This window comes from Stenotrophomonas sp. YJH_SMC_14-1 (assembly GCF_059372275.1).
Genome location: NZ_JCAFVK010000001.1, coordinates 1 through 14,377, shown reverse-complemented (window position 1 = coordinate 14,377; position 14,377 = coordinate 1). Strand labels below are relative to the sequence as shown.

Genomic DNA, 14,377 nt, shown 5'->3' with positions numbered 1-14,377 from the left:
GGCTGTGTAGATCGTTGTCGCCATCCTGGCGTTGCTGCGCGGACTGCGGATGGTCCTGGCCGCCCGTCCTGGACGACCTGCCGCGCGAACCTGCGGTTCGTCATGGCATGGTGTGTTGCATTGAAGGCCCCACCGCGAACGGTGGAGCCTTCAGGCATTACCGATATCAGCCCAGCATGCCGTGGCTGGCGACACCGGCCGGCGGCCAGTTCTCCAGCTTCATGCCGAGCGACAGGCCGCGCTGAGCCAGCACTTCCTTGATCTCGGTGAGCGACTTCTTGCCCAGGTTCGGGGTCTTCAGCAGCTCCACTTCGGTCTTCTGGATCAGATCGCCGATGTAGTAGATGCTTTCAGCCTTCAGGCAGTTGGCCGAACGCACGGTCAGCTCCAGATCGTCGATCGGGCGCAGCAGCACCGGATCCACGCCGTTGTTTGCCGGCTTGGCCGCACCGCGGTCGCGGTGGGTGAAGTCACCGAACACCGACAGCTGGTCACTGAGGATGTCGGCGGCGGTGCGCACGGCTTCCTCGGCGTCGATGGTGCCGTTGGTCTCGATATCGATGACCAGCTTGTCCAGGTCGGTACGCTGTTCGACGCGGGCCGCTTCCACGGCATAGGCGACGCGGCGGACCGGCGAGAACGAGGCATCCAGGACCAGGCGGCCGATGGCACGGGTTTCTTCGTCCGGACGACGACGCGCGGCAGCCGGCTGGTAGCCGAAACCACGTTCGATCTTCAGACGCATGTTGATTGCCGTGTCCTTGGTCAGGTGGCAGATCACATGGTCGCCGTTCAGGATCTCCACATTGTGGTCGACCTTGATGTCGGCAGCGGTGACAACGCCCGGGCCCTGCTTGGACAGGGACAGGGTGGCGCTGTCGCCGGAGTGCATACGGATGGCCACGTCCTTGAGGTTCAGCAGGACTTCGAGCACGTCCTCCTGCAGACCTTCGACCGTGGTGTACTCATGCAACACGCCGTCGATTTCGACTTCCGTGATGGCGAAGCCCGGGATGGACGACAGCAGCACGCGACGCAGGGCATTACCCAGCGTATGCCCGTAACCCCGCTCCAAAGGTTCGATAACGACCTTTGCACGGGTGTCGGTAAGGCGTTCGATCTGCGGACCGCGAGGACGCAGAACCTGGTTGGCGGTAACCGTCATGTTGCGGGTTCTCCTAGTGAACCCCCGGCCGTCGCCGGGGGCTCTCCAATGTGAATTACTTCGAATACAGCTCGACGATCAGCGCTTCGTTGATGTCCGCAGGCAGATCCGAACGATCCGGAACAGCCTTGAAGATGCCGGTGAACTTGCCGGAATCCACTTCAACCCACGACGGGCTCAGGTCATGCTGGGCGGCGACGGTCAGGGCTTCCTGGACGCGCAGCTGCTTGGCAGCCTTTTCAGACAGAGCGATGGCGTCGCCAGCCTTGACCTGGTACGAAGCCAGGTTGACCGACTTGCCATTCACGGTGACGCCGCGGTGCGACACCAGCTGACGGGCAGCCGGACGGGTCACGGCGAAGCCCATGCGGTAGACGACGTTGTCCAGGCGGGTTTCCAGCAGCTGCAGCAGGTTCTCGCCGGTGTTGCCCTTCTTGGTCGAGGCCTTCTTGTAGTAGTTGCGGAACTGACGCTCCAGCAGGCCGTAGATACGCTTGACCTTCTGCTTTTCACGCAGCTGGGTGGCGTAGTCGGACAGCTTGCCCTTGCGGGCAGTGGCGCCGTGCTGGCCGGGCTTCTGCTCCAGCTTGCACTTCGAGTCCAGCGCACGCGCCGGGCTCTTCAGGGACAGGTCGGCGCCTTCGCGGCGGGCGAGCTTACAGGTAGGACCGATATAACGAGCCATTTCTTATCGCTCCCTTTAGACGCGACGCTTCTTCGGCGGACGGCACCCGTTGTGCGGGATAGGCGTCACGTCGATGATGTTGGTGATCTTGTAGCCGACGTTGTTCAACGAACGCACGGCCGACTCACGGCCCGGACCCGGGCCCTTGATGCGGACTTCCAGCGACTTCACGCCGTAGTCCAGCGCAGCACGACCGGCCTTTTCAGCGGCCACCTGGGCAGCGAACGGGGTCGACTTGCGCGAACCGCGGAAGCCAGCGCCACCGGAGGTCGCCCACGACAGAGCGTTGCCCTGGCGGTCGGTGATGGTGACGATGGTGTTGTTGAACGAAGCGTGGACGTGGGCAACGCCGTCGGTGACGACGCGCTTGATCTTCTTCTTGGTCTTAGCAGCGGGCTTAGCCATTTCTCAGTCCCTTACTTCTTGATCGCCTTGCGCGGACCCTTGCGGGTGCGGGCGTTGGTACGGGTGCGCTGGCCACGCAGCGGGAGGCCACGACGGTGACGCAGGCCGCGGTAGCAGCCCAGGTCCATCAGGCGCTTGATCGCGATGCCGATCTCACGGCGCAGATCGCCTTCCACGATGTACTTGCCGACTTCGGCGCGCAGGCGCTCGATTTCCGGCTCCGACAGATCGCGGATCTTGGTGGTCGAAGCAACGCCTGCGACTTCGCAGACCTTCTTCGAACGGGTACGGCCGATGCCGTAAATGCTTTGCAACCCGACCCAGACATGCTTCTGGGCTGGCAGGTTGACGCCTGCAATACGCGCCATGACGCGGTTCTCCAGCTGAGTGATGGCCGACAGCGCGCCTCGGGCACGCCAATCCGGCGGGATGGATCAAAAAAGTGAACTAGCGATACTAACAAGGTTCCGGTTTACATGGAAGCCCGTGAAACCATTGGTTTCATGAACCCGGCCTGGGGAGTGTGCCCAGGCTCCGGCGCCGGATGGGGTTGGACCTGGGGTTCCCCCCGGGGCCGCCCGCGCTACTCCAGCGCGGGACCACCTCATCACACCCCCACCCGGAACCGCTGCGGGGGCCGCCCTTCGTTTGTGTGGCCGGAGTCCGCGAAGCGGAGGGACCATCACGTCAGGAAGACGAAAGTATAACAGGCCAATCAGCCGCGGGCAAAACCGCCGCGGTTGCCGCCCTTCAGGTTGGCCTTCTTCAGCAGGCTCTCGTACTGGTGGGACATCAGGTGCGCCTGCACCTGGGCGATGAAGTCCATCACCACCACCACCACGATCAGCAGCGAAGTACCACCGAAGTAGAACGAGGCGTTCAGCTGCGTGCGCATCAGTTCCGGCAGCAGGCAGACGATCACCAGGTAGGCCGAGCCGGCTGCGGTCAGGCGGGTCAGCACGCCGTCGATGTAATCGGCGGTGGCCTTGCCCGGGCGGATGCCCGGAATCAGCGCGCCCGACTTCTTCAGGTTGTCGGCGGTTTCCTGCGAGTTGAACACCAGCGCGGTATAGAAGAACGCGAAACCGGTGATCAGCGCAGCGAACACGATCATGTGCAGCGGCTCGCCCGGGCCGAGGGCATTGGCGACCTTCTGCAGGACCTGGCCGAAGCTGCTCTGATTGGCAGCCTGGCCGGACCACATGGCCAGGGTGGCCGGGAACGCCAGCAGGCTCGAGGCGAAGATCGCCGGGATGACGCCGGCCATGTTGAGCTTCAGCGGCAGGAACGAGGTCTGGTTCATGTACGCGTTGCGACCGCCCTGGCGGCGCGCGTAGTTGACCGTGATCCGGCGCTGGCCACGTTCGACGAACACCACGAAGAAGGTGAAGGCGAGCACGACGATGGCGATCAGCAGCAGCTGGATGAACTGGATGTTGCCGTCGCGGTAGGCGTCGAAGGTGTGGATGATCGCACCCGGCAGGCCTGCGACGATACCGGCGAAGATGATCAGCGACACACCGTTGCCGATGCCGCGTTCGGTGACCTGCTCACCGACCCACATCAGGAACATGGTGCCGGCGGTCAGCGCGACCACGGCGGTGAGCACGAAGCCCATGCCCGGCGCGTACACGACCGGAGCGCCCGACGGCGAGACCTGGCCCTGCAGGGCCAGCGCGATCGAGCCGCCCTGCACCACTGCCAGCAGCACGGCGCCGATGCGCGAATACTGGGTGATCTTGCGGCGGCCGGACTCACCTTCCTTCTGCATCGCCTTCAGGGCGGGGAAGATGTGCACGGCCAGCTGCATCACGATCGATGCCGAGATGTACGGCATCACGTTCAGCGCGAAGATGCTGAAACGGTGCAGGGCGCCGCCCGAGAACATGTTGAACATGTCCACGATGCCGCCGCCCTGCTGTTGCATCATGGCAAGCATGGCATCGGGATTGACGCCCGGCACCGGCACGTAGCAGCCGATGCGATAGACGATCAAAGCCCCGACGACGAACAGCAAACGTTGGCGAAGTTCAGTGAACTTGCCCATTCCGCCCGCGAGGTTACCGATGCCAGCTTGCGCCATGATTTTCTTACTCCGTTACGCTGCCGCCGGCAGCTTCGATCGCGGCCTTGGCACCCGCCGTGGCAGCAATACCCTTCAGGGTGAACGCCTTGGTCACTTCGCCCTTGACGACGACCTTGGCCTTCTTGGCAGTGCTCGGGACCAGCTTGGCAGCACGCAGGGCGGCGAAGTCGATCTCACCGGCCGGCAGCTTGTCCAGCGCGTACAGCAGCACTTCAGCGGTGTCCTTGGCGATCGGCGAACGGAAGCCGATCTTCGGCAGACGACGCTGCATGGGGGTCTGGCCGCCTTCGAAGCCAGCCTTGATCTTGCCGCCACCCTTGCGGGCGAACGAACCCTTGTGGCCGCGGCCGGCAGTCTTGCCCAGGCCCGAGCCGATACCGCGACCGACGCGGGTACGCTCGGTGCGGGCGCCCGGTGCCGGGCTCAGTTCATTGAGACGCAGAGTCATGGTCGATTACTCCTCAACCTGGACGAGGTACTGAACCTTGTTGATCAGGCCGCGCACCTGCGGGCTGTCCTTCAGTTCACGCACATCGTTGAGCTTGTTCAGGCCCAGCGCACGCACCGACAGGCGGTGACGCGACTGGGTACCACGCAGGCCACGCACCAGGCGGACCTTGACAGTCTTGTTGGACTCATTAGCCATGGTTGAGTTCCTCCACCTTCTTGCCGCGCTTGGCCGCGATGCGAGCCGGCGACTGTGCAGCAGCCAGGCCCTTCACGGTGGCACGCACCAGGTTGATCGGGTTGCGCGAACCGGTGGCCTTGGCCAGCACGTTCTTCACGCCAACGGCTTCCAGCACGGCGCGCATGGCACCGCCGGCGATCACGCCGGTACCTTCCGAAGCCGGCTGCATGAACACGCGGGCTGCGCCGTGACCATCCTTGATGGTGTGCCACAGGGTGCCGTTGTTCAGGTCAACGCTGACCAGGTTCTTGCGGGCCTGTTCCATCGACTTCTGGATGGCAACCGGCACCTCGCGGGCCTTGCCATAGCCGAAACCGACCTTGCCTTCGCCGTCGCCGACGACGGTCAGGGCGGTGAAGGTGAACTGGCGGCCACCCTTGACGGTCTTGCTGACGCGGTTGACCGCGACCAGCTTTTCGATCATGCCGTCGTCGATCTTCTCTTCGCGGTTACGGTCGCGATCGCGACCCCGCTGCTGACGCTCTTCTGCCATGTTGATTCCTTGGTTGTTTGGGTATGTACGGCTCGAAGCCGCTTATGGTTGTGGCGTGACGCGGCGTTCCGGTGGGCCGCTGCAGAAGAGCGGCGCCGTCCAGCCTCACTCAGGCTGGCGAGCAGGTGGGCAGGAGGCCAATGGCCCCCTGCCTTTGTCCCTTAGAACTGCAGGCCGGCTTCGCGGGCGGCTTCTGCCAGGGCCTTGATGCGGCCGTGGTAGCGGTAGCCCGAACGATCGAAGGCAACCTTCTCGATGCCGGCGGCCTTGGCGCGCTCGGCAACGATGCGGCCAACCTTGGCAGCAGCATCGGCGTTCTTGCCGTTCTTCAGGCCTTCGATGACGTCGGCCTGGGTGGTGTTGGCAGCAGCCAGCACCTTGGAGCCGTCGGCGGTGAAGACCTGGGCGTACAGGTGCTGGCCGGTGCGCAGCACCGACAGGCGGGCGACGCCGAGCTCACGGATGTGGGCACGGGTCGACTTGGCGCGACGCAGGCGGGCGATGTTCTTGTTCATTTTGATTATTCCTTGAAAGCTGAAGGAAGAGCTTTTCCCTGAGAAGTCCGCACAGGGATGTGCGGGCTCTTGCGAGGGACTCGCGCTTATGCCTTCTTGGCTTCCTTACGGATGATGACTTCGTCGGAGTACTTCACGCCCTTGCCCTTGTACGGTTCCGGCTTGCGGAACGCACGGATCTTGGCGGCAACTTCACCGACGACCTGCTTGTCAGCGCCCTGGACCAGGATCTCGGTCTGGGTCGGGGTCGACAGCGTGATGCCTTCCGGCGCCACGAACACGACCGGGTGCGAGAAGCCCAGCGACAGGTTCAGGTCCTTGCCCTGCATGGCAGCGCGGTAACCCACGCCCACCAGCTCCAGCTTGCGCTCGAAGCCTTCGGACACGCCCTTGACCATGTTGGACAGGATCGCACGCACGGTACCGGTCAGTGCGACCAGGTCGGCGCTTTCGGTGCTCAGGGTGGCAACGCCGTTGTCGACGTTGATGGCAATACCGGCCGGCTTGGCCAGCGACAGGGTGCCCTTCGGGCCCTTGGCGGTGACGCTGTCCGACTGGACGTTCAGTTCAACCTTACCCAGGGTAATCGGCTTCTTGGCTACGCGGGACATAGTTCTACTCCTTTCGCCTTAGGCCACGAAGCACAGGACTTCGCCGCCGACGCCCAGCTGGCGCGCCTGCGCATCAGTCATGATGCCCTTGGAGGTGGAAATGATGGAGATACCCAGGCCGTTCATGACCTTCGGCAGCTCGCTCTTGCCGCGGTACTGGCGCAGGCCCGAACGCGAGAAGCGCTTCAGGGTCGCGATGACCGGCTTGCCTTCGAAATACTTCAGCACGATTTCCAGCTCGGACTTGTTGTTTTCCAGCTGGGTCACGCGCAGGTCGGCGATGTAACCCTCGTCCTTCAGGACCTGGGCGATCGCAACCTTGATCTTGGACGACGGGGCTTTCACCGTCTGCTTGCCCACCGCGGCCGCATTCTTGATGCGGACCAGCAGGTCGGCGATGGGATCAGTCATGCTCATATGAGTACCTTTGAGTGCACCGATATCCGCTTTCGCGAAAATCTGTTGTCTCCTGGAAACGGGCCAGGTCCCTTGATGCAGCGGGCCGGAAGCCCACTCCTACGACCCCGTTTGCGCAGGGCAAGACGCGGGAGTATACGCCAAAAGAGCCCGGCTTGCGCCGGGCTCCTCGGTTTTTTTGCGTCGGGAAAGCTGAATGCCTCCCCTGCCCGGTTCAGGAACCCCCGAAGGGGCTCCTGATCGCAGGGCCGGCTGGGGTTACCAGCTGGCCTTGCGCAGACCCGGCACGTCGCCACGCATGGTGGCTTCACGCAGCTTGTTACGGCCCAGGCCGAACTTGCTGTAGACGCCACGCGGACGACCCGACAGCTCGCAACGATTACGCTGGCGGCTCGGCGACGAATCGCGCGGCAGCTTGGCCAGCTTGGTTGCGGCCTCGATCTTCTCTTCGTAGGTCGCGTCCACGGAGGACACGATCTTCTTCAGAGCCGCACGCTTTTCAGCGTACTTCTTGGCCAGCTTTTCCCGCTTGATGTCGCGGTTGACCATGGAGGTCTTTGCCATTTCGGTTTCCTCGACAGATCAGTTACGGAACGGGAACTTGAACGCTGCCAGCAGCGCCTTCGCTTCCGCATCGGTCTTCGCAGTGGTGGTGATGGCGATATCCATGCCGCGGATCGCATCGACGGCGTCGAAGTCGATTTCCGGGAAGATGATCTGTTCCTTCACACCCATGTTGAAGTTGCCGCGGCCGTCGAAGGAACGGCCGGAAACACCACGGAAGTCGCGCACGCGCGGCAGCGAGATGTTGATCAGGCGGTCCAGGAACTCGTACATCTTGTGGCGACGCAGCGTGGTCTTGCAGCCGATCGGCCAACCATCACGGATCTTGAACGACGCGACCGAGATACGCGACTTGGTGACAACCGGCTTCTGGCCGGAAATCTTGGTCATGTCCGCGACGGCGTTTTCCAGGATCTTCTTGTTGGTGGCAGCCTCGCCGACACCCATGTTCAGGGTGACCTTGACGAGCTTCGGTACTTCCATCGGATTGGTGTAGCCGAACTGCTTCATCAGCGCCGGCACCACTTCTTCCTTGTAGATCTTTTCGAGACGGGAAGTCATCTTCACATTCCTCAGGCGTCGAGCGCCTCACCGCTGGAGCGGAACACACGCAGTTTGCGTCCATCCTCCAGCACCTTGAAGCCAACGCGTTCGCCCTTGCCCGAAGCCGGGTTCAGCACGTTCACGTTGGAGATATGGATCGAAGCTTCGCGCTCGACCACGCCGCCGGCAACACCTGCCTGCGGGTTCGGCTTGGTGTGGCGCTTGACGATGTTCACGTTGGCGACGACCACACGGTCGCCGTCGACGCGGACGACTTCGCCCTGCTTGCCCTTGTCCTTGCCAGCGTTGACGACAACCTGGTCGCCCTTCTTGATACGGTTAGCCATGATTATCTCCTGTCGCTCACAGCACTTCGGGAGCGAGCGAGACGATCTTCATGAACTTCTCCGAACGAAGTTCACGGGTCACCGGCCCGAAGATACGGGTACCGATCGGCTCCTGCTTGTTGTTCAGCAGGACGGCCGCGTTGCCGTCGAAGCGGATCAGCGAACCGTCGGCGCGACGCACACCCTTGCGGGTACGCACCACGACGGCGTCATACACTTCACCCTTCTTGACCTTGCCGCGCGGAATCGCATCCTTCACGGTGACCTTGATGATGTCGCCGATGCCGGCGTAACGGCGCTTGGAACCACCCAGCACCTTGAAGCACATCACCTGCTTGGCACCCGAATTGTCCGCGACGTCAAGGTAGCTCTGCATCTGGATCATGATTCAGACTCCTTATTCAGCCGCACGCGTGATGACTTCCACCACGCGCCAGTTCTTGGTCTTGGACATCGGAGCAATCTCGGTCACGCGGACGACATCGCCTTCCTTGCAGGCGTTGTCGGCATCGTGGGCGTGCAGCTTGGTCGAGCGCTTGATGTACTTGCCGTACAGCGCGTGCTTGACCTGACGCTCAACCAGGACGGTAACCGTCTTGTCCATCTTGTTGCTGACGACACGGCCTTCGACCGTGCGCAGCGTCTTCTTTTCAGTATTGTCGCTCATAGCGGCCATCCTTACTTCGTGCTGCCGAGCAGGGTCTTGACGCGAGCAATCTCGCGACGGACCCGGCGAATGTCGTGGGTCTTCGGCAGCTGGCCGGTGACCTGCTGCATACGGACAGAGAACTGTTCCTTACGCAGGTCGATCAGGTGGGCCTTGAGTTCGTCAGCCGACTTTTCACGGAGAGTTTTGATATCCATCAGCGCACCGTACGGGTCACGAAAGTGGTGGTGACCGAGAGCTTGGCGGCGGCCAGGCGGAACGCCTCGCGAGCCACTTCCTCGGAAACACCCTCGATTTCATAGATCATGCGGCCGGGCTGGATCTGGGCCACCCAGTATTCCACGTTACCCTTACCCGAACCCATTCGGACTTCGATGGGCTTCTTGGTGATGGGCTTGTCGGGGAACACGCGGATCCACATCTTGCCGCCGCGCTTGACGTAGCGGCTGATCGAGCGGCGGGCCGCTTCGATCTGGCGCGCGGTCAGCTGACCGTGTGCGGTTGCCTTCAGGCCGTATTCGCCGAAGCTGACAGCGTTGGCGCTCCAGCTCAGGCCATCGTTACGGCCCTTGTGTACCTTGCGGTACTTGGTTCGCTTGGGTTGCAACATTGTCGTTACCTCGCTTCACGGGCCGGGCGCTGACGGTCACCACGGTCGCCGCGATCGTGACGATCGTTGCGCGACGGGGTGTCGTCCTGCTTTTCCTGGCCAACCTGGGAGAAATCGAAGACCTCGCCCTTGTAGATCCAGACCTTGATGCCGATGATGCCGTAGGTCGTCTTGGCTTCAGCGAAGCCATAGTCGATGTCGGCACGCAGGGTGTGCAGCGGCACGCGGCCTTCGCGGTACCACTCCGAACGGGCGATTTCTGCACCGTTGAGGCGGCCACCGACGTTGACCTTGATGCCCAGGGCACCCAGGCGCATCGCGTTGCCGACCGAGCGCTTCATTGCACGGCGGAACATGATGCGACGCTCCAGCTGCTGGGCGATCGACTCGGCAACGAGCTGCGCGTCCAGTTCCGGCTTGCGCACTTCGGTGACGTTGATGTGCGCCGGGACGCCCATCATCTCGCTCACTTCCTTGCGCAGCTTCTCGATGTCCTCACCGCGCTTGCCGATCACCACGCCCGGACGGGCGGTGTGGATCGTCACGCGAGCGGTCTTGGCCGGACGCTCGATCAGGATCTTGCTGATGCCGGCCTGGGCCAGCTTCTTGCGCAGCATGTCGCGCACTTTCAGGTCGGCTGCCAGGTAACCGGCGAACTCGGCCTTGTTGGCGTACCACTTGGAGTTCCAGTCCTTGGAAATGCCGAGGCGGATACCAATCGGATGAACTTTATGACCCATGGTCTTTTCCTTATCCGCTTACTTGGCGGCGCCCACAACCACAGTGATGTGGCTGGTGCGCTTGAGGATGCGGGTACCGCGGCCTTTCGCCCGCGCCATGAAACGCTTCAGGGTCGGACCTTCATCAACCATGATGGTCTGAACCTTCAGCTCGTCGACGTCGGCGCCCTGGTTGTTCTCGGCATTGGCAATAGCCGACTCCACCACCTTCTTGATCAGGTGGGCAGCCTTCTTGTCCGAGAACTTCAGCAGGTTGACCGCACGTTCGGCCGGCAGACCGCGCACCTGGTCAGCGACCAGACGAGCCTTCTGCGGGGAGATGCGCGCAGTGCGCAGGATGGCTTTCGCTTCCATTGTCATCTCTCCTTACTTGCCCGACTTCTTGTCACCACCGTGACCCTTGAAGGTCCGGGTGATGGCAAATTCGCCGAGCTTGTGGCCGACCATGTTCTCGTTGACGAGAACCGGGATGTGGTTCTTGCCGTTATGCACGGCAATGGTGATGCCTACCATGTCAGGCAGGATCATCGAACGGCGCGACCAGGTCTTGATCGGCTTCTTGCTGCCCGCAGCGGCCTCCACCTTCTTGACGAGGTGGTGATCGACGAACGGGCCCTTCTTGAGTGAACGTGCCATGGTCGATTAGCCCCTACGATCGCGGACGATGAACTGCTGAGTGCGCTTGTTATGGCGCGTCTTGTAACCCTTGGTCGGGACACCCCACGGGGTGACCGGATGCGGGTTACCCTGGCCGGCCTTGGCCTCACCACCACCGTGCGGGTGGTCAACCGGGTTCATGGCAGCACCACGAACGGTCGGGCGGACGCCGCGCCAACGCTTGGCACCGGCCTTGCCCAGCTTTTCCAGGCTGTGCTCGTCGTTGCCGACTTCACCGATGGTGGCGCAGCACTCGACCGGAACCTTACGCATTTCACCCGAGCGCAGGCGCAGGGTGGCGTAGATGCCTTCGCGAGCCACCAGCTGCACGGCCGCACCAGCGGCGCGAGCGATCTGAGCGCCCTTGCCCGGCTTCAGTTCGATGCAGTGGATGGTGGTGCCGACCGGGATGTTGCGCAGCGGCAGGGTGTTGCCGGCCTTGATCGGGGCATCCGAACCAGCGATCACCTGATCACCGGCCTTCAGGCCCTTCGGGGCGATGATGTAGCGACGCTCACCGTCGACGTAGCACAGCAGGGCGATGTGGGCGGTGCGGTTCGGATCGTATTCGATGCGTTCCACGCGCGCCGGGATGCCCAGCTTGTTGCGCTTGAAGTCGATGATGCGGTAGTGCTGCTTGGCACCACCACCGACGTGACGCACGGTGATGCGGCCATGGTGGTTACGACCACCCGAGCGGCTCTGCGACTCGACCAGGGCAGCGTGCGGAGCACCCTTGTGCAGGTCGGGAGTGACCACGCGCACGGCCGAACGGCGGCCGGGGGAAGTGGGCTTGAATTTCATCAATGGCATGGGATGTACCTCAGGCCTTGGCCGTTACATCGATCGACTGGCCATCGGCCAGGCGAACGTACGCCTTGCGCCAATCGCCGCGGCGGCCAGCACGGTTACGGAAGGACTTGTTCTTGCCCTTGACGTTGACCACGTTGACAGCTTCGACCTTGACGTCGAACAGCTGCTCAACCGCGGCCTTTACATCGGCCTTGGTGGCTTCGTTCGAAACTTCGAAGACATACTGGTTGGAGAGTTCCTGCAGGCGCGCGGTCTTTTCGGAGACACGCGGGGCACGCAGCACGCTGAAGATTTTTTCGTTGCTGTTCATGCCAGCCACTCCTCGACCTTCTTGACCGCGTCAGCGGTGATGACGACCGTGTCGGCACCCACCAGCGAGACCGGATCCAGGCCCTGGACGTCACGCACCTGCACGTACGGCAGATTGCGGGCGGACAGGTACAGGTGCTCGGACGCTTCTTCGGTGACGATCAGCGGGCGCTTGCCCACCTCCAGGCCGGCCAGCTTGGCGACCAGACCCTTCGTGTTGGTCACTTCGACGTCGAAGGACTCCACGATGGTCAGACGGCCCTGACGGTTCAGCTCGGACAGGATCGCGCACATGGCGGCACGGTACTGCTTACGATTGACCTTCTGCTCGAAGCTGCGCGGCTTGGCCGCGAAGGTGACACCGCCGCCGACGAAGATCGGCGCCGTCAGTGCGCCATGACGCGCGCCGCCGCCCTTCTGCTTCTTCGACTTCTTGGTGGTACCAGCCACTTCGGAGCGAGTCTTCTGTGCCTTGGTGCCGGCGCGACCGGCGTTGCGGTAAGCAACGACGACCTGGTGGACCAGATCTTCGCTGAAATCGCGACCGAACACGGCTTCGGAGACCGAGACCTTGTTGTTGCTACCCGTGATAACGAGTTCCATCGTCATCTCTCCTTATGCCTTGCTCGCCGGACGGACGATCACATCGCCACCCGCCGCGCCCGGAACGGCGCCGCGAACGGCGATCAGACCGCGCTCGACGTCGACCTTGACCACTTCCAGGTTCTGGGTGCTCTGCTGCACCGCGCCCATGTGGCCCGACATCTTCTTGCCCGGGAAAACGCGACCCGGGGTCTGGCGCTGACCCAGCGAACCCGGCGCGCGATGCGACAGCGAGTTACCGTGGGTTGCATCGCCCATACGGAAGTTGTGGCGCTTGATGGTGCCCTGGAAGCCCTTACCCTTGGTGACACCCTGGACGTCGACGATCTGGCCGACTTCGAAGATGTCCGCCTTGACTTCGCCGCCAACGGCGAAATCGCCGAGCTGCGCGTCTTCAACGCGGAATTCCCACAGGCCACGACCCGCTTCCACCTTCGCCTTGGCGAAGTGGCCGGCTTCCGGCTTGTTGACCAGGGCAGCGCGACGCGCGCCGACGGTCACCTGCACGGCGCTGTAGCCGTCGGTTTCGACGGTCTTGATCTGCGCGATGCGGTTCGGGGTTGCTTCGATCAGGGTCACCGGGATGGAGCGGCCATCTTCAGTGAACACGCGGCTCATGCCGGCCTTGCGGCCCACGAAGCCCAACGAATACTTCTTCGTCATGGTCGTAGTCCTCAGGTCAACTTGATCTGAACGTCGACGCCGGCAGCCAGTTCGAGCTTCATCAGCGCGTCCACGGTCTTGTCATTCGGGTCAACGATATCGAGCACGCGCTTGTGCGTGCGGGTCTCGTACTGGTCACGCGCGTCCTTGTCGACGTGCGGGGAGACGAGAACGGTGTAGCGCTCGATCTTGGTCGGCAGCGGGATCGGGCCACGCACTTGCGCGCCGGTCCGCTTTGCCGTTTCAACGATCTCGCTGGCCGAACGGTCGATCAGACGATGATCGAACGCTTTCAGCCGGATCCGGATCTTTTGGTCCGCCATGGCGGTAGGTTCCTTCGTTAAAAGAGCGACAGACAAAGCCTCTGGGTTGCTTTGCCCCATGAAATTCCTGAATACGGACGGCCCACACTCCTGCAGGCCGACAAGGTCACTCCATAGACCTCAAAAACGTAGGCAGACCAGTTTCCCGGCCTGCCCAGACGTAGAAGCATAATGGCACACAAGGCAGCTGTCAACAGTCGCCTGTTGACGCCGCCTGAATGGCATTGACCCTTCCTGGTCCGGGGAACACAAGGCACATCCTGTGCCTGCTTTCCCATTTGATACGCCCCGATGCCCTACCCAGGCAACATCGGGGCGCAGATACTACCAGATTACTCGATGATCTTCGAGACCACGCCGGCGCCGACGGTGCGGCCGCCTTCGCGGATGGCGAAGCGCAGGCCTTCGTCCATCGCCACCGGGTTGATCAGGGTGACGACCATCTTGACGTTGTCACCCGGCATCACCATTTC

General features: G+C 62.6%; 27 protein-coding genes. All 27 read right to left on the bottom strand.

Annotation, left to right across the window (positions count from 1 at the left end; translation table 11 throughout):
• Positions 1 to 166: 166 nt before the first annotated feature.
• Complete coding sequence (locus AC5P9P_RS00135) at positions 167 to 1,165, bottom strand: DNA-directed RNA polymerase subunit alpha (RefSeq protein ID WP_005408216.1); 999 nt, start codon at positions 1,163 to 1,165, stop codon at positions 167 to 169.
• Between the two features lie 55 nt (positions 1,166 to 1,220).
• Positions 1,221 to 1,850 (bottom strand): 30S ribosomal protein S4, encoded by a 630-nt coding sequence (gene rpsD / locus AC5P9P_RS00130; protein ID WP_004145446.1) that lies wholly within the window; start codon positions 1,848 to 1,850, stop codon positions 1,221 to 1,223.
• A gap of 15 nt (positions 1,851 to 1,865) precedes the next feature.
• Positions 1,866 to 2,255: a 30S ribosomal protein S11 gene (gene rpsK, locus AC5P9P_RS00125; protein ID WP_004145443.1), complete on the bottom strand. Its 390-nt coding sequence runs from the start codon at positions 2,253 to 2,255 to the stop codon at positions 1,866 to 1,868.
• 11 nt (positions 2,256 to 2,266) lie between these two features.
• The gene (gene rpsM / locus AC5P9P_RS00120) at positions 2,267 to 2,623 is read right to left on the bottom strand and encodes a 30S ribosomal protein S13 (protein ID WP_004154500.1); all 357 of its coding nucleotides are present in this window, start codon (positions 2,621 to 2,623) and stop codon (positions 2,267 to 2,269) included.
• A 347-nt stretch (positions 2,624 to 2,970) separates the two neighbouring features.
• Positions 2,971 to 4,338, bottom strand: a complete 1,368-nt coding sequence (gene secY, locus AC5P9P_RS00115; RefSeq protein WP_005408215.1) for a preprotein translocase subunit SecY — start codon at positions 4,336 to 4,338, stop codon at positions 2,971 to 2,973.
• Positions 4,339 to 4,345: 7 nt separating this feature from the next.
• The gene (gene rplO / locus AC5P9P_RS00110; RefSeq protein ID WP_004154498.1) at positions 4,346 to 4,789 is read right to left on the bottom strand and encodes a 50S ribosomal protein L15; all 444 of its coding nucleotides are present in this window, start codon (positions 4,787 to 4,789) and stop codon (positions 4,346 to 4,348) included.
• A 6-nt stretch (positions 4,790 to 4,795) separates the two neighbouring features.
• The gene (rpmD, locus tag AC5P9P_RS00105) at positions 4,796 to 4,987 is read right to left on the bottom strand and encodes a 50S ribosomal protein L30 (protein WP_005408214.1); all 192 of its coding nucleotides are present in this window, start codon (positions 4,985 to 4,987) and stop codon (positions 4,796 to 4,798) included.
• Positions 4,980 to 5,522: a 30S ribosomal protein S5 gene (gene rpsE, locus AC5P9P_RS00100; protein WP_004154496.1), complete on the bottom strand. Its 543-nt coding sequence runs from the start codon at positions 5,520 to 5,522 to the stop codon at positions 4,980 to 4,982. Before rpsE ends, rpmD begins: the two co-directional genes overlap by 8 nt.
• Positions 5,523 to 5,683: 161 nt before the next feature.
• Positions 5,684 to 6,043: a 50S ribosomal protein L18 gene (gene rplR / locus AC5P9P_RS00095; protein WP_026346969.1), complete on the bottom strand. Its 360-nt coding sequence runs from the start codon at positions 6,041 to 6,043 to the stop codon at positions 5,684 to 5,686.
• Between the two features lie 80 nt (positions 6,044 to 6,123).
• Positions 6,124 to 6,648: a 50S ribosomal protein L6 gene (gene rplF / locus AC5P9P_RS00090; protein WP_019659576.1), complete on the bottom strand. Its 525-nt coding sequence runs from the start codon at positions 6,646 to 6,648 to the stop codon at positions 6,124 to 6,126.
• 18 nt (positions 6,649 to 6,666) lie between these two features.
• Positions 6,667 to 7,065 carry a 30S ribosomal protein S8 gene (rpsH, locus tag AC5P9P_RS00085; protein WP_021204581.1) on the bottom strand — a complete coding sequence of 133 codons (399 nt, stop codon included), beginning with the start codon at positions 7,063 to 7,065 and terminating at the stop codon, positions 6,667 to 6,669.
• Between the two features lie 258 nt (positions 7,066 to 7,323).
• Positions 7,324 to 7,629, bottom strand: a complete 306-nt coding sequence (rpsN, locus tag AC5P9P_RS00080) for a 30S ribosomal protein S14 (protein ID WP_019659577.1) — start codon at positions 7,627 to 7,629, stop codon at positions 7,324 to 7,326.
• An 18-nt stretch (positions 7,630 to 7,647) separates the two neighbouring features.
• On the bottom strand, positions 7,648 to 8,190 hold the full coding sequence (rplE, locus tag AC5P9P_RS00075) for a 50S ribosomal protein L5 (protein WP_005415416.1): 543 nt from the start codon (positions 8,188 to 8,190) through the stop codon (positions 7,648 to 7,650).
• A gap of 11 nt (positions 8,191 to 8,201) precedes the next feature.
• Positions 8,202 to 8,519 carry a 50S ribosomal protein L24 gene (gene rplX, locus AC5P9P_RS00070; protein WP_004154490.1) on the bottom strand — a complete coding sequence of 106 codons (318 nt, stop codon included), beginning with the start codon at positions 8,517 to 8,519 and terminating at the stop codon, positions 8,202 to 8,204.
• A gap of 16 nt (positions 8,520 to 8,535) precedes the next feature.
• Positions 8,536 to 8,904: a 50S ribosomal protein L14 gene (gene rplN, locus AC5P9P_RS00065; protein ID WP_010483978.1), complete on the bottom strand. Its 369-nt coding sequence runs from the start codon at positions 8,902 to 8,904 to the stop codon at positions 8,536 to 8,538.
• Positions 8,905 to 8,916: 12 nt separating this feature from the next.
• Entirely contained in the window at positions 8,917 to 9,186 is a 270-nt protein-coding gene (gene rpsQ / locus AC5P9P_RS00060) for a 30S ribosomal protein S17 (RefSeq protein WP_004154489.1), read from the bottom strand.
• A gap of 11 nt (positions 9,187 to 9,197) precedes the next feature.
• Positions 9,198 to 9,383: a 50S ribosomal protein L29 gene (gene rpmC / locus AC5P9P_RS00055; RefSeq protein WP_004154487.1), complete on the bottom strand. Its 186-nt coding sequence runs from the start codon at positions 9,381 to 9,383 to the stop codon at positions 9,198 to 9,200.
• Positions 9,383 to 9,796: a 50S ribosomal protein L16 gene (rplP, locus tag AC5P9P_RS00050; protein ID WP_004154486.1), complete on the bottom strand. Its 414-nt coding sequence runs from the start codon at positions 9,794 to 9,796 to the stop codon at positions 9,383 to 9,385. Before rplP ends, rpmC begins: the two co-directional genes overlap by 1 nt.
• Positions 9,797 to 9,801: 5 nt before the next feature.
• Positions 9,802 to 10,536: a 30S ribosomal protein S3 gene (gene rpsC, locus AC5P9P_RS00045; RefSeq protein WP_005415414.1), complete on the bottom strand. Its 735-nt coding sequence runs from the start codon at positions 10,534 to 10,536 to the stop codon at positions 9,802 to 9,804.
• Positions 10,537 to 10,554: 18 nt separating this feature from the next.
• A complete protein-coding gene (rplV, locus tag AC5P9P_RS00040) occupies positions 10,555 to 10,890 on the bottom strand; it encodes a 50S ribosomal protein L22 (protein WP_004145348.1) in 336 nt (111 codons plus the stop codon).
• A gap of 12 nt (positions 10,891 to 10,902) precedes the next feature.
• A complete protein-coding gene (gene rpsS / locus AC5P9P_RS00035) occupies positions 10,903 to 11,172 on the bottom strand; it encodes a 30S ribosomal protein S19 (protein ID WP_005415413.1) in 270 nt (89 codons plus the stop codon).
• Between the two features lie 6 nt (positions 11,173 to 11,178).
• Positions 11,179 to 12,006, bottom strand: coding sequence for a 50S ribosomal protein L2 (rplB, locus tag AC5P9P_RS00030; RefSeq protein ID WP_004145339.1), 828 nt, complete (start codon positions 12,004 to 12,006; stop codon positions 11,179 to 11,181).
• A 10-nt stretch (positions 12,007 to 12,016) separates the two neighbouring features.
• On the bottom strand, positions 12,017 to 12,316 hold the full coding sequence (rplW, locus tag AC5P9P_RS00025; RefSeq protein WP_004145338.1) for a 50S ribosomal protein L23: 300 nt from the start codon (positions 12,314 to 12,316) through the stop codon (positions 12,017 to 12,019).
• Positions 12,313 to 12,918, bottom strand: coding sequence for a 50S ribosomal protein L4 (gene rplD, locus AC5P9P_RS00020; RefSeq protein ID WP_019659578.1), 606 nt, complete (start codon positions 12,916 to 12,918; stop codon positions 12,313 to 12,315). Before rplD ends, rplW begins: the two co-directional genes overlap by 4 nt.
• A 12-nt stretch (positions 12,919 to 12,930) precedes the next feature.
• Positions 12,931 to 13,581, bottom strand: a complete 651-nt coding sequence (rplC, locus tag AC5P9P_RS00015) for a 50S ribosomal protein L3 (RefSeq protein WP_004145336.1) — start codon at positions 13,579 to 13,581, stop codon at positions 12,931 to 12,933.
• An 11-nt stretch (positions 13,582 to 13,592) separates the two neighbouring features.
• On the bottom strand, positions 13,593 to 13,904 hold the full coding sequence (gene rpsJ, locus AC5P9P_RS00010) for a 30S ribosomal protein S10 (protein WP_005408208.1): 312 nt from the start codon (positions 13,902 to 13,904) through the stop codon (positions 13,593 to 13,595).
• A gap of 332 nt (positions 13,905 to 14,236) precedes the next feature.
• The coding region (locus AC5P9P_RS00005) for an EF-Tu C-terminal domain-related protein (RefSeq protein WP_487247787.1) at positions 14,237 to 14,377 on the bottom strand (141 nt) is incomplete at its 5' end.